The sequence below is a fragment of the Allosphingosinicella sp. genome (genome assembly GCF_036387215.1).
Classification (GTDB): domain Bacteria; phylum Pseudomonadota; class Alphaproteobacteria; order Sphingomonadales; family Sphingomonadaceae; genus Allosphingosinicella.
This window is the reverse complement of record NZ_DASVUE010000309.1, coordinates 1-13432: the sequence shown is the minus strand read 5'-3', so window position 1 is coordinate 13432 and position 13432 is coordinate 1. Positions and strand designations below refer to the sequence as shown.

The 13432-nt window shown below is 64.1% G+C and carries 11 protein-coding genes and 1 tRNA gene; 4 read left to right on the top strand and 8 right to left on the bottom strand.

The window, feature by feature from the left end; translation table 11 throughout:
- The coding region (locus VF662_RS12585; protein WP_464141726.1) for a P-loop nucleotide/nucleoside kinase family protein at positions 1–303 on the top strand (303 nt) is incomplete at its 5' end.
- 61 nt (positions 304–364) lie between these two features.
- On the opposite strand, the gene VF662_RS12580 is transcribed toward VF662_RS12585, so the two are convergent.
- Positions 365–440: transfer RNA gene (locus VF662_RS12580), tRNA-Thr, on the bottom strand.
- 140 nt (positions 441–580) lie between these two features.
- Here VF662_RS12580 and VF662_RS12575 point away from each other — a divergent pair.
- Together VF662_RS12575 and VF662_RS12570 are read left to right on the top strand one after the other, a co-directional pair.
- A complete protein-coding gene (locus tag VF662_RS12575; RefSeq protein ID WP_464141723.1) occupies positions 581–1903 on the top strand; it encodes a PAS domain-containing protein in 1323 nt (440 codons plus the stop codon).
- Between the two features lie 762 nt (positions 1904–2665).
- The gene (locus VF662_RS12570; RefSeq protein ID WP_464141719.1) at positions 2666–3541 is read left to right on the top strand and encodes an alpha/beta hydrolase; all 876 of its coding nucleotides are present in this window, start codon (positions 2666–2668) and stop codon (positions 3539–3541) included.
- 596 nt (positions 3542–4137) lie between these two features.
- Here VF662_RS12570 and VF662_RS12565 read toward each other — a convergent pair.
- The 4 genes from VF662_RS12565 to VF662_RS12550 form a co-directional block, all read right to left on the bottom strand.
- Positions 4138–4386, bottom strand: a complete 249-nt coding sequence (locus tag VF662_RS12565; protein WP_464141714.1) for a hypothetical protein — start codon at positions 4384–4386, stop codon at positions 4138–4140.
- Positions 4387–4541: 155 nt separating this feature from the next.
- Complete coding sequence (locus VF662_RS12560; RefSeq protein ID WP_464141711.1) at positions 4542–5246, bottom strand: hypothetical protein; 705 nt, start codon at positions 5244–5246, stop codon at positions 4542–4544.
- A gap of 121 nt (positions 5247–5367) precedes the next feature.
- Positions 5368–5784 carry a hypothetical protein gene (locus tag VF662_RS12555; RefSeq protein ID WP_464141708.1) on the bottom strand — a complete coding sequence of 139 codons (417 nt, stop codon included), beginning with the start codon at positions 5782–5784 and terminating at the stop codon, positions 5368–5370.
- Between the two features lie 90 nt (positions 5785–5874).
- Positions 5875–6285 carry a hypothetical protein gene (locus tag VF662_RS12550; protein ID WP_464141705.1) on the bottom strand — a complete coding sequence of 137 codons (411 nt, stop codon included), beginning with the start codon at positions 6283–6285 and terminating at the stop codon, positions 5875–5877.
- A 222-nt stretch (positions 6286–6507) separates the two neighbouring features.
- Between VF662_RS12550 and VF662_RS12545 the strand changes: the two genes are divergently transcribed.
- Positions 6508–11190 carry an NAD-glutamate dehydrogenase gene (locus VF662_RS12545; protein WP_464141702.1) on the top strand — a complete coding sequence of 1561 codons (4683 nt, stop codon included), beginning with the start codon at positions 6508–6510 and terminating at the stop codon, positions 11188–11190.
- Positions 11191–11206: 16 nt separating this feature from the next.
- Here the strand turns inward: VF662_RS12545 and VF662_RS12540 are convergent, their stop codons facing one another.
- From VF662_RS12540 to hemH, 3 genes are all read right to left on the bottom strand, one after another.
- Positions 11207–11443, bottom strand: coding sequence for a ribbon-helix-helix domain-containing protein (locus tag VF662_RS12540; RefSeq protein ID WP_464141728.1), 237 nt, complete (start codon positions 11441–11443; stop codon positions 11207–11209).
- A 124-nt stretch (positions 11444–11567) separates the two neighbouring features.
- The gene (gene phbB / locus VF662_RS12535; RefSeq protein WP_464141699.1) at positions 11568–12290 is read right to left on the bottom strand and encodes an acetoacetyl-CoA reductase; all 723 of its coding nucleotides are present in this window, start codon (positions 12288–12290) and stop codon (positions 11568–11570) included.
- A 31-nt stretch (positions 12291–12321) separates the two neighbouring features.
- Positions 12322–13329 (bottom strand): ferrochelatase, encoded by a 1008-nt coding sequence (gene hemH, locus VF662_RS12530; protein WP_464141696.1) that lies wholly within the window; start codon positions 13327–13329, stop codon positions 12322–12324.
- Positions 13330–13432 lie beyond the last annotated feature (103 nt).

The window sequence follows — 13432 nt, the reverse complement described above, 5'->3', positions numbered from 1 at the left end:
GCGGCAATCCTGGAGATCATGGAGCCTATCTGGGTTCGCTGCCTGTCATTGGGCCTCGACGTCGTTCTCGACTACGGCTTTTGGTCTCGAGCTGAACGGGATTGCGTCCGAGCTGCGGTCGCGAACATAGGGGCCGACTCCATTTTGTGGGCGGTAAGCTGTTCCGATGATGAGGCTCGAAGGCGGATCGCTCTCAGGAACGAGGCCGCTCACCGTAGCCTCTACATCGCTCCTGCCACCTTCGACCTGCTCAAGGCGCGGGTTGAGCCCCTGGACGCAGACGAGCCGCACAGGGGGGCTTGAACAGCGGCGCGGCGTCCACAAACTCGTGTTTCTTGGGGAAGCTCGATGCCTGGAGAGGATATGGTGCCGCTTAGGTGACTCGAACACCTGACCCCATCATTACGAATGATGTGCTCTACCAGCTGAGCTAAAGCGGCTTATCCCTTGGGGAGCGCGCGCTTTATCAGCGGGCCGGCGGCCTGACAAGCGCCGCCGCGGCCCAAGGCTTAACGGTTTCTCAACCACGTCCGGTGCAGTGTCGCCTCGATTTTGGGGCAATGCTGCGAGGACGGCGAGCATGGACAGTTTCCGGGCGTACGAAGGCGGCGCCGAGTTTGACGCGGTCGTCGACGACGAGCCGGCCATCGAGGCTCCGCCCGAAATCGGCGTCGACGAGCGCCGCATGCACGTCCGTGCCTACAATTACTGGGTGTCGCTGCTCGACGGCCGCGCCTATCCTTCTATCCGAGACGTCGATCCCTCGAACATCCAGGATTTCGGCCCCAACAGCGTCCTTCTCGATTTCACCGACGGCACCGACAATCCGGGCGTCGCCTATATCGGCCGTGCGCTTCGCGAGGAATGCCGGCTGGACGGCGACATCCAGAGCATCAGCGACGTTCCGAGCCGCTCGCTGCTGTCGCGCCTCACCGATCATTATCTCCAGATCATCGCCAATTGCGCGCCGATCGGCTTCGAGGCCGAGTTCGTCAGCCAGCGCGGCGTCAACACCATGTATCGCGGCATCCTGATGCCGCTGTCGTCGGACGGCGACCAGATCGACTTCATCTACGGCGTCATCAACTGGAAGGAAGTCGCTGATCGTCAGACGACCGCCGGCCTTGCCCGGGAGGTGAGCCGCGCCGCCGGAGCCGCCGCCCAGCAATCCAGCCCCGTCTGGGCCGATGGGCCGCATTCCGATCCGCTCGGCGAGATCGACTTCGCCCAGCCGCCGCTCGAGCTCGACGCCGACCTCGAGCTCGGCATCGGCTATGACGAGGACCAGCCGACGCTCGATCTCTCACTCGGCGCCGACGCCGGCCTTGCCGACCGCCTCTGCCTTGCCCGGGAGACGGCGGAAGCAGTGAAGAGCGCCGATGTGCGAAGCCGCACCGCGCTCTACCGTGCGCTCGGCCAGGCCTATGATTTTGCGGTGGCCGCCGAGGCGGAGCCGGAAGACTATGCGGAGATCCTGGACGATGCGGGCCTGAAGGCCCAGGCGCGTGCGCCGATGACCCCGATCGTGAAGCTCATCTTCGGCATCGACTACGACAAGACCCGCCTCACCGAGTTCGCCGCTGCTCTTTCCTACGGGCGCCGCCAGGGCGTTACGCAGGGCGAGCTCGGCACGTTTCTCGAAAAGCATGAAGGCGGCCTCAAGGGCGTCGTCCAGGCCGAACGGCGCGAGCGCCGGCCCGCGGCGAAGCCGGATGCCGGCGCCGAAGCACGCGCCGCTCTCGCCGCCGCTCCCGCAGTGGCTCATATCGAGATGGAAGCGGAGGGAGAGGATTTCGTCCTGCTCGTCGCCCGCCGCGATGCCGACGGCCGCCTCGCGGTCGTCGCCCCGGTCCGGCCGGACAAGGCGCTGCTCGACCGCGCCCTCCGCTCCGCCGTCCGCTAGAACCTCCCAGACCCGATCCGCCGCGCACGTAGTGGGTCAGTTTGAATTCAGCCGGATTGACAGAGGCTCGAAGCCGGACCGCTCCCCTGCCATATTGCCCCATGGCGAATGGCGAACGGGACAAGGGGGAGATGCGTGCCGAACGCATGTCCGCTTAGGGCGGAAAGCCGGTATTATGTAGCAAATGCACCAAGGCGATTGCGAACGTCACCGGCTCCACTGGCGAGCGCCATCCTTTGGAGTGCTGCTTATGTGCCGAACCTTCCGGGACTCCACAGCACGTCGGAAAACTAGTCGTTCGTTCGGCATGAGGTGTTTGAATTCGTCATTAAATATTTTATGAACAAGCCAGCGATTTACCAGGCTTCCACTCACCTCTTGGTCACAGATAAGCACGTCTCCTGATTGAAGCCCGGCCAAGACATTTAGCGGATCAAGCTCGACGAAGTAGCCGTGATGGTCGCTGAAAATTAGGTCACCGTGAGTGTGCCAAGGCGTATCGGCAAATCCCATAAGGCAGTCTTCATCTCGCTCCGCGTTTACGAAGCAGAGGACCGCCTCATCCCCTAGCGACACCTCCAAAGAGGAGTTGTTCCTTAAGCGAGAGCTTAGACCGAGTTCCCGACAGAACTCGTCCAGCAGGATCAGGTCGTAGCGCATGCTTGGATATACGGAGCCTGCGAGTAGCACGTCCAGCCGAATGTCTGCTTTGTGTCGAGCGCGGACGTTGAGCCAGCCGAGCTTGCTTGATACTCTTCATTTATGATCTCTCTGCGGAAGGCCCTTATTTTCTGCGCGGCCGCCCTAGTTCCTGCAGGATTGGCGCTTAGCTGGATTGGCGGATCAGCAATGGTCGAGGGGGAATCCAGCATAGTCCCGGCGGCAGCATTTCCTGCCCGCGACATCGAGCTCCGCAGCTTGGACGGGTTGAGGCTCGCGGGAACATATTGGCCGGGTCGACAGCCACATTCTCCAGCCGTCCTGCTGCTGCACGGGGTGAAGTCGTCTCGCATCTCCACTGCAGCGGCAGCGGCTCGGCTCTCTTCCCGCGGCTACGCCGTGCTCACCATAGACTTCAGGGGCCACGGCGAGTCCGCAATGGCGACACGCAGCTTCGGGTTGCATGAAGCATTGGACGCACAGGCTGCTTTCGATTGGCTGAAGAAGCGCCAGTCAGGAGCGCGGGTCGCCATAGTCGGACACTCTCTTGGTGGCGCTGCAGCTCTTCTCGGACCTCAAGGGCCTATCCCCGCCGACGCACTGGTGCTGCAGGCGGTTTATCCGGATATCAGACGAGCTATCCGGAACCGGATCGCAGAGCGTCTAACTGCGGTTCCAGCATATCTACTCGAGCCCCTGTTGAGCTTTCAATCCAAGCCTCGCCTTGGAGTCATGCCGGACACGCTCTCGCCGCTCGAGGCGTTACGACATTTTCATGGCCCTGTTTTCGTAATGGGCGGCGAGGACGATAGATACACACCTCCGGAGGAGACACGGGCGCTCTTTGCGGCTGCACCTGGTCGCAAAAAGCTTTGGCTTGTGCCCGGTCGCGGTCATGCGGCGATGGGAGACCTGCGGGATCAAGGTTATTATGCCCGCCTCGACGAATTCCTTCAGCAGACGATCGGACATCCCTAGGCTATTGCCTATGCGGCCACTCCATGCTTCCCCCGTTTAAGCTACATCGCTGGATGGGATCCACACCCATGAGGCGATGAGGGCACTCACAAGCCTGTCCGCCTTTGCTCGGAAAGAAATGTCTGTTTGGGCGGAAGTGGACGTAGGCTTATGTGCTGAGTTCGCTGAGCGATCGCACCCTGCGCCTCTCTCCGCGCGTTGTGTAGCTCGTAAGCCGCAAGTGGTCCGGACGCTGCCGCTGCAACACAATGACGGCACCTCGCTCCCTCAGGAAGCGCCGGAACCGCTGACAGTTTTTACGGCCCCAGACACCTACATACCGCGTCATCCAAGGTGCTTGGCGATAGGTGGCATAGCCGCTGAAAGCGCGATCGATCTCATCGGTCGTCATATAGGGTCGAATGTCCAAAAGCGTTGCGATACATACGACCGGATCGCTGCCGACCACAAAGGCCGTCTCCCGAAACTCAAAAACATAAACCTGTTTAGCCACTGCCGGATAATCGACGAGAAGACGGTCGCGGGCAATGGGTCGAAGAGGGGACATTCGCACAACGTCCGCAACGGGGTGGAATGGGGACATGCGTGAGCTTCGATCAGGAGCAGGCGAAGTTGGAGAGGCCCGCCTGAAAGCGGCGAGCGAGAGCGGTATCCGCGGGGGTTAGATTCTCGCGTGTCATGGCGAAGAACTCCGCCTTCCGCCGGTCAAAAGGGTTGCTCATGACATAGAGAGAAATGGTTTCCTTCTGGAACAGGTTGCCGCCCTTCAAACGTGCAATGTTTAGTCCCGCCCCTTCATATTCGTTTGCGCCACCGGGCGAACCTGAACCTGCGAGCAGCGCCAAACTTCCTGGCGTAACCGATGACTGATCCCCACCGGCGCTCGTCCAAGCAGAACTCCCCGCCGCTGTATTGACGTTCCGGAGGCACCTCTTCGGCGGTGCAGCCGACCATCATCATCACGAGCACAAGCGCCGTCAGCCTTGATCGGTCACGGTCATTAGCTCGCTATTCTAGATGAGCCGGATCTCCGCAACGGGTGGAAAGCGGACATAGCGTTCGCTTGCCCCCAAGCGAGGCAACTAATTGGTCGAAATATTCGATTGGACTTCTTGATGTTCCCATTCGACGGTTCCGGACAGGTCCCGTCACCCGCAGAGGTTGCTTGGCCCGTAGGATTGTCTCGGTAGGTTGCTGTTATCGTTACGGGGCCTCCTGCCGCGGCGCCGGTGATCAGCCCGGTGCCGCTAGTCCGGCCAGCGGCAGGGTCAGACGGTGCGGACACGTTCGCCGTGCCCGTCATCGTGCCCGCAGGCGACACCACGCCACGATCGGTGCTGCTACTGGAACATTGCTGCAACTGAGCCGCGACCGCGGATGGAGCCATCCTTCCGGTGGCACCGGTGCCCTTGGTGTTGATGGCGTGCGCCGGAGCGGCAACGTTCTTGATGTTAGAGCGAGAGGTGTTGATTACAGGTTTCGCGGGATCCGAGGAGCCGGAGACGGAGGGCCCACCTGCTTTCTGCATCGGCGGTAGCTTCTTGAAGCAGAAGGTATTGCCGTTGCCCTTGTCCACCCAGGAACCACCTTCTTCCTCGCACTTGATTTGCGCCGCCGTCTTCTCGGCCGCGGCCGGAGTGGCGATCGAGAATGTGCCCAGCACGACAAGGGCCGTGGATGCTGCAAGCTTGGTGATCTGAAACATGGCTTCTCTCCTTCGCGACGGAGAGCGGCTTCAATGCCACTTCTAGTTGGGCGGGTCCTGCCGGAGCATGATGATGGGCTCGTTCCGCTGAGTCTGCAATGGGTGGAAAGCAGACACTGGCTTAAGAACTTTGCGCTTCGTTTTGGACAAAGCCGCGTGGCCGTTTTCTAAAGGGGAACAGGCAGCCCCCTGCTCCATAGACGGTTTTCCAACCGTCGCCTTCACGGACCTGGAGTAACCGGCTGCTTCGCCCGGTTATGGCCATCCTTGCGTTGCCTTCAACCCAGGCGTCGAGATAAGTCTCGAAGTCAGCCGCTACTTGGTCGAAAGGAAAGAAATAGGACCAAAAATCCCACACCCCGAAGTTCAGCTCATCACCGTTCTGGAGCCCGAGCGTCACAGGCATCGAAAGGCCATCTTGCACCGGGAAGGTCCAGAGCACTTCAATCGGAGCGTCAGGTTCCACGTCATAGATCAACCGGTGCTTCTCAGCGAACCGGGAGAATAAGGCGGTGGCCTCTTGGATATAGAACTCCATCGCACGGCTTTATCGCCTCCACATCCAATGTCCGCAATGACTCGAAAGGGGACGTTCGCGGAAGGTCCGGAATGGGTGGAACGCGCACGCTCAGGCGTGATCTTCGTTTACCTGATCGACAGTCCGGCCATGAAACGACCGAAGCATGAAAGTACCGAGGCCGGCGACGAGGCCGAGCGCAAGAACGGACATGGAGGCAAGCCCCGGACGGTGATGAAGGAGGCTCGCCTCTTGCATGATCCTCCAGAGAAGAAAAAGCGCTACCGCCACTAATGCCGTACCCAAGGCCTGCATCGGCCGGGCAGGAAGCTCCAAAGGCTGATCTTTGAAGGGAAGGGGCGGCGCCGGTGTCCGAGGAAACAAGCGGGCACAAAGCCAGATCGAAGAGAGGCCTAGGGCTGCCCCAAGAAGGAAATTCGCTGCCCATTGCCCGGGCAGGTAGCGCGCGTTCAGCCACATTCCCGCGCCTATGAACATCATCGATGCAAAGCTTCTCAGCATCCTCTCCCAATAGCTCCCCAAGGTTTGCAGGAGGTAAACGAGGGCAGGAGGCGAAATGTCTTCAATGGGTCGAAAGCAGACGTCCGATCCCATATGGGATTTCAAACTGACCCCACTGCCGCCAAGGGCTTAGCCTTGCCCTTTGCGCGCGGCGGCGCCTATAGCGCGCGCTGATGGAAGCCGGCGGCGCCGTTCTGCCGTGACGGCTCGGGAGCCGACTTTATGAACGCGGACAATGTTGCTGAAACCGGCAACAGGCTGACGGCCGGAACAGCGCCCTTGCCGTATATCGACACGCTCGAACAGGTGCTGGTCGAAGGTGCGCTCCCCGGGGAGATCGTCGACTTCAGCGACGCCGACCGCCGCGCGGCAGCGGAGTTCGTCGCCGGCTGCGCCCAGCGGCGCACGCCCGGCATCGCCTCGATCCGGCTGGAGTCCGTCGGAGTCCAGGTCGGCCAGCGCCGGATGCGCATGTGCATCGTCAACGACGACATGCCGTTTCTCGTGGATTCTGTCGCAATGGCGATTGCTGGGCGCGGGCTCATCATCCACCGGCTGCTCCACCCGGTCATCTGCGTCGAGCGGGACGAGGATTGCTGCCTCACGAGCATCGACGCGCGCTGCGAGAATGGCGGCGCCCGCGAGTCGATCATGTATCTCGAGGTCGATCGAGCCGATGCGCGGGACCGGAGGGAGCTCACCGCCGAGCTCCACCGGGTGCTTGCCGACGTCCGCGCCTCGGTTACCGACTGGCCGCAGCTCCAGGCGCGGATGCGCTCCGACGCCGAGCAGCTGAACGACGAGGAAGGCGCCGCCCTCCTCCGCTGGTTCGCCGGCGGGTCGATGACCCTGCTCGGCCACCAGGTGGAATGTCCGAGGGACAATGCGCGCGAAGGCATCGGAATGCTGAAACTTCCGGGCGAGCCGCTCTGGAGCGACGACAGCTGCGCGGCCGCCATGCGCTATTTCGAAGAAGGCGGCTCCGTCCCACTCCTCGCCAAATCGGACCGGCTGGCCTCGGTGCACCGCCGCGTTCCGCTCGACCTGGTGGTCGTCCCGATCCGCGAGAATGGGGAGATCGCCTCGCTCTCCGTCCATGCCGGCCTCTGGACCAGCCAGGCGCTGAAGACGCCGTCCGAGGAGGTGCCGGTGCTCCGTGCCCGCCTCGCCCAGCTGGACGGCTATTTCGGCTTCGATCCCAAGGGGCATGCCGGCAAGGCGCTCCGCCACTCGTTCAACGCGCTCCCGCACGACCTCCTCGTGAGCCTGCGGCCCGAGGCGGTGCTCGAGCTGGTGACGACCTCGATGTCGCTCACCGACCGGCCGCGGCCGACCATGCTCCTGCTCCAGAGCGTGCTGAAGCGGCATCTCTTCGCCTTCGTCTGGCTGCCGCGCGACGAACTGACGACGCGGCGGCGGCTGGCCATCTCGCGGATGATAGAGGAAGCGGCCTCTGCGACGCTTGCGATCTGGTCGGTGGAGCTCGGCGATGGGGATCTTGCCCTCATCCGCTACACGATGAAGATCGAGCCTTCCACGGGCCTCCCCGACATTGCTCAGCTCAACGAGCGGCTGCGCGACATGGTGCAGGGCTGGGAGCCGGCGGTGGAGGAAGCCCTCGGCGACCTCGTCGGCACCGCCCGGGCGACCCGCCTCGCCTTGAGCTACATGGACGATTTCCCGGAGGGTTATCGCGCCCGCACCGAGGCGCAGGAGGCGGCGCTCGACGTCCTTCGCATCTGCGAGCTCGACAGCGCGCATTCGCGCGACGCCAGGCTCTACCGGCACCCCGCCGACGAAGCCAATGCGCTCCGGCTCAAGACCTACCGCCTCGCCGAAGTGATCCCGCTGTCGGAAGCGGTGCCGGTGTTCGAGAATTTCGGTTTTCGCGTGCTCGAAGAGCAGCCGACGCCGCTCGATGCGGGGCAGCTCGGCTTCATCCACGATTTCACGCTCGAGCTTCGCGGGGATGCGGACCCCGAGGAGGTGCTGAAGCGGTCGAAGGTGATCGAGGGCACGATCGCGGCCGTGCTCGAGGGGCGTGCGGAGAACGACGCCTTCAACCAGCTGGTGGTGGGCGCAGCGCTCGAACCCCGCGACGTGGTGCTGTTCCGGGCCTGGTTCCGCTACCTCCGCCAGACTGGCCTTTCCTACAGCCTCTCGACAGTCGTCGAGGCGCTCCGCCGGGCGCCGAACGTCGCGCGGGGCCTCATCGCTCTCTTCGACGCGCGCCACGATCCCAAGAACGAGGGCTCGCGCGATGCCGCCGTGAAGGCCGCCGAGGACGCGATCAACCTCGGTCTCTCCCATGTCGCGGCGATCGACGAAGACCGCATCCTCCGCCTGATCCGCGGGGTCATTGACGCCACGCTCCGCACCAACGCCTTTGCCGAAAGCAGCCGCGAGGCGCTTGCGTTCAAGCTCAATTCCAGCCTCGTCCCCGGCCTTCCGGCGCCGGTGCCGTGGCGGGAGATCTGGGTCTACAGCCCCCGCGTCGAAGGCATTCACCTGCGCGGCGGCCCCGTCGCCCGCGGCGGCCTTCGCTGGTCCGACCGGCGCGACGATTTCCGGACCGAGATCCTTGGCCTCATGAAGGCGCAGGTGGTGAAGAACGCCGTCATTGTGCCGACGGGCGCCAAAGGCGGCTTCTATCCCAAGCAGCTGCCGCCGATGAGCGATCGCGACGCGTGGATGAAGGAAGGCACCGAATCCTACCGCATCTTCATCCGCTCTCTTCTGTCGGTGACCGACAACATCGTCGAAGGGCGGATCACGCACCCCGACAAGGTCGCCATCCTCGACGGTGAAGACCCCTATTTCGTGGTCGCGGCCGACAAGGGGACGGCGACTTTCTCCGACGTCGCGAACGAGATCGCCGTCAGCCGCGGCTTCTGGCTCGGCGACGCGTTCGCATCCGGCGGAAGCCAGGGCTACGACCACAAGGCGATGGGCATCACCGCCCGGGGCGCCTGGGTCTCCGTTCAGCGCCACTTCCGCGAGCGCGGCCTCGACGTGCAGACGCAGCCGATCACCGTCGCCGGGGTCGGCGACATGTCCGGCGACGTCTTTGGAAACGGCATGCTCCTCTCCAAGACGATCCGCCTGGTCGCGGCGTTCGACCACCGGCACATCTTCCTCGATCCGAACCCGGACGCCGCCCGCAGCTGGGAGGAGCGGAACCGGCTGTTCAACCTGCCGCGTTCCAGCTGGGACGATTACGACAAGTCGCTCATCTCGGCCGGCGGGGGCGTGTTCCCGCGCAGCCAGAAGTCGATCCCGCTGACGCCCGAGGTACGGGACCTGCTCGGCATCGATGCCGAAGCGGTAGACCCCGCCGCACTGATGACCGCGATCCTGAAGGCGCCGGCCGATCTCCTCTGGTTCGGCGGCATCGGCACCTACATAAAGGCACGTTCGGAGACGAATGCCGAGGTCGGCGACCCCGGCAACGATCCGATCCGCGTCAACGCCGCGGAGCTTCGGGCCAAGGCGATTGGGGAGGGCGCGAACCTCGCCATCACCCAGGCCGGCCGAATCGAGTTCGCCCAGGCCGCGGGCCGCATCAATACCGACTTCATCGACAATTCGGCCGGCGTCGATTGCTCGGACAACGAGGTCAACATCAAGATTCCGCTCAACCGCGAGATGGCCGAGGGGCGCCTGACGGAAGAGGACCGCAACGCGCTGCTCGCCGAGATGACCGACGACGTGGCGGCGATCGTGCTGGAGGACAACCGCCTCCAGACGCTGGCGCTGTCGATCGCCGAGCGCGGCGGCGCGACCGCTCTGCCGCAGCTCGTGCGCGTGATCGAGATCCTGGAGGACAGCGGGCGCCTTAACCGGGAGGTCGAGGGGCTCGCCGGCAACGAGGACCTGCTGCGCCGGGCGCAGGAGAATCAGGGGCTCACGCGGCCGGAGCTTGCAGTCGTCCTCTCCACCTCGAAGCTCGCTCTCCAGGCGGCGCTGGAGGCGGGCAGGATCACGGAAGATCCGACGCTGACGCCCGAGCTCTGCAACGCCTTCCCGAGGAAGATGCAGGAGCGGCACGGCGAGGCGATCCTCCAGCATCGCCTCCGCCGCGAGATCATTGCCACCAAGATCGCGAACCGGTTCGTCAACCGGCTCGGGATCATCGCTCCGTTCGCGCTTGCCGAGGAGGAAGGCGCCTCCCTCGGCCAGGTCGCAGCGGCGTTCGTCGCGGCCGAGCGGCTGTTCCGCATGGACGAATTGTGGCGGACGCTCGACACGATCGAGATCGACGAGCAGGTGCGCCTCGAACTGTTCGACCAGGCCTCGCGCGGCCTTCAATATCATGTCGCGGACCTCCTCCGCTGTACCTCGGCCTCGACCAAGATCGAGGAGATGGTGGAAGGGCTCCGGCCGGGCCTCCAGCAGCTCGACGCGGAGCTCGGGAGCCTGCTTCGCGAGGAAGCGCGCAGCCAGTCGGCCGGGCAGCGCGCGCGGCTGATCGAGATGGGCGCGCCAACCGAGATCGTGGAGCGGATCGTCCGCCTGTTCGAGCTCGACGGTGCGATCGGAATCGCCACTCTCGGCCAGAAACTCGGTGTGGATCCGCTCTCCCTCACCCGCGCCTATACCAAGCTCGGCGAGGCGCTCGGCCTCGACTGGGCGCAGCAGGCAGCGAACCGCTTCGCCGCGCGCGACCAGTGGGAGCGGCTGCTGACCGCGAACCTCGCGCGCGACTTCGAGCAGCTGCGGCTGGAATTCCTCGAGCGTTGCCGGAGGGAGGACCCGAAGGCGGCGGTGGACGATTGGGTCTCGGTCCAGGGACCCCGTATCGACCAGTTCCGCCGAACCGTCGACCGGGCCCGCACCGCGCCGATCACCACCGCGCCCATGCTTGCCCAGATCGCCACCCAGGCGAGGGTGCTTCTGGCCCGCTAGGCCTTCTGGGCAGAGCCTAGGAGAGCGCGCGCTCGAACAGCCAGACGCGGATCGCGCTGGCGAGGTTGGGCGGATTTTTGGCCTGGATGCGCTCGGCATCGATGCTGGCGACAAGCGCGTTCAGCGGCAGGGCCTCGGCCTCCGCCGCCTCGCGCAGCGCCTCCCAAAAGATCGGCTCGAGGCTGATCGACGTCGCGTGGCCGGCGATCATCATCGATCGTTTCACCGGCCCCACGAATTTACCCGCCGTCATTGCGAGGAGCGCAGCGACGAGGCAATCCAGAGCAGCATCGTGGTTGTCCCTGGATTGCTTGGCTTCGCTCGAATGACGAGCAGGGATCAACGCCTCGATCAAAGTACCACTTTGATCGAAACGCCTAATACATATGCTGGCCGCCGTTGATCGACAGCGTCGATCCGGTGACGAAGCCGGCATCCTCGCCGACCAGGAAGGCGACGCCGCGGGCGATCTCCTCCGCCTTGCCGAGCCGGCCGACCGGGATTCGGGCGACGATCTTCTGCAGCACGTCCTCGGGCACCGCGGCCACCATCTCGGTGTCGATGTAGCCCGGGGCGATCGCATTCACAGTAATGCCCGCACGCGCACCCTCCTGCGCCAACGCCTTGGTGAAGCCGTGGATGCCGGACTTGGCGGCAGCGTAGTTGACCTGACCATATTGCCCCGCCTGGCCGTTAATCGAGCCGATATTGACGATGCGCCCGAACTTGCGGCTCGTCATGCCGTCGAACACCGCCTTCGCCATGTTGAAGCAGCCGCCGAGGTTGACGTCGATCACGTCGTCCCAGGCCTGGCGCGTCATCCGCTTCATCGTGCCGTCGCGGGTGATGCCGGCGTTGTTGACGAGCACATCGACCGGCCCGAGCTCGCTTTCTACCTGCTGGATGCCGGCCATGCAGGCGTCATAGTCGCTGACGTCCCACTTATAGGCGCGGATGCCGGTGCGGTCGGTGAATTCGCGCGCCTTCTCGTCGTTGCCGGCGTAATTGGCGGCGACCGTCATTCCCATGTCGCGCAAAGCAAGGCTGATCGCCTCGCCGATGCCGCGGGTTCCGCCGGTGACGACTGCAACGCGTGCCATAGACTCTCTCCTCTGTTTTTATGCGCGTTCCTTATGGCCCGGCCAGCCAGCCTTCAAGTTCGCGTCCGATCAAGGAACGCAGCATGTCGATCCCGGGTCCGCTGTCGTTGAGGCAGGGGAGATAGGCGAAGTGCGTGCCGCCCGCTTCGATGAAGGTGTCGCGGCCGCGGATTGCGAGCTCCTCCAGCGTCTCGAGGCAATCGGCCGAGAAGCCTGGGGCGAGGATCGCAACCTTCTTCGTGCCCGCTTGCGCAAGCTCGGCTAGAGTCACGTCGGTCGCCGGCTCAAGCCATTTGGCGCGGCCGAAGCGGGACTGGAAGGTCACAACAAGTTCACGTTCCATTGCCTCTGAAAGAAGCCGCGCCGTCTTCCGGCAATGGCAGTGGTAAGGATCGCCAAGTTCGAGCGTCCGCTGCGGCATTCCGTGGAAGCTTGCGATCACCGCCTCCGGCTCGAAGTCCAGCGCCTCCAGCTCCTGCCTCGTAATGCGCTGCAGCGCATCGATATAGGTGGGCTGATCGTAATAAGGCGGCAGCGTCCGCACGGCCGGCTGCCAGCGCATCGTCCGGAGATAGGCAAAGGCTTCATCGTTCGCCGTCGCCGTCGTAGCGGCGCAATATTGAGGATAGAGCGGCGCGATCAGGATACGCTCGCAGCCGGCGCTCTTCAGAGCTTCTATCTTCTCGCGGATTGCGGGGCGGCCGTAGCGCATGGCGTAGTCCACCACGACGCCCTTCCCAAATGCTCCCTCCAGCGCCCGCGCCTGCCGGGCGGTGATGGCGGCGAGCGGGGAGCCCTCCTCGGTCCAGACCTGGCTGTAGGCGTGGGCGGACTTCTTGGGCCGCGTGTTGAGGATGATGCCGCGGAGGATCGGCTGCCAGACGAGCTGCGGGATCTCCACCACCCGGGGATCGGAGAGGAATTCGCGGAGGTAGAGCTTCACAGAGCCGGGCTCGGGGCTGTTCGGCGTACCGAGGTTGATCAGCAGCACGCCGATTTTGGGCTTCGGGATGGCGGGGTGGTCGGGGGGCGGGATCATGCGGTACCCATTACAAGCGGCAGCGAGCGGAGGCGCTGCCCGGTGGAAGCGAAGACGGCGTTGGCGATGGCGGGCGCGACTGTAGGCACCCCCAGCTCGGTGC

Coding starts and splice junctions, on each gene's coding strand:
- VF662_RS12555 (WP_464141708.1), bottom strand. CDS start 5,784: ATGGAGTTCTATATCCAAGAGGCCACCGCCTTATTCTCCCGGTTCGCT.
- phbB (WP_464141699.1), bottom strand. CDS start 12,290: ATGGCACGCGTTGCAGTCGTCACCGGCGGAACCCGCGGCATCGGCGAG.
- VF662_RS12545 (WP_464141702.1), top strand. CDS start 6,508: ATGAACGCGGACAATGTTGCTGAAACCGGCAACAGGCTGACGGCCGGA.
- VF662_RS12540 (WP_464141728.1), bottom strand. CDS start 11,443: ATGACGGCGGGTAAATTCGTGGGGCCGGTGAAACGATCGATGATGATC.
- VF662_RS12575 (WP_464141723.1), top strand. CDS start 581: ATGGACAGTTTCCGGGCGTACGAAGGCGGCGCCGAGTTTGACGCGGTC.
- VF662_RS12550 (WP_464141705.1), bottom strand. CDS start 6,285: ATGCTGAGAAGCTTTGCATCGATGATGTTCATAGGCGCGGGAATGTGG.
- hemH (WP_464141696.1), bottom strand. CDS start 13,329: ATGATCCCGCCCCCCGACCACCCCGCCATCCCGAAGCCCAAAATCGGC.
- VF662_RS12560 (WP_464141711.1), bottom strand. CDS start 5,246: ATGTTTCAGATCACCAAGCTTGCAGCATCCACGGCCCTTGTCGTGCTG.
- VF662_RS12570 (WP_464141719.1), top strand. CDS start 2,666: ATGATCTCTCTGCGGAAGGCCCTTATTTTCTGCGCGGCCGCCCTAGTT.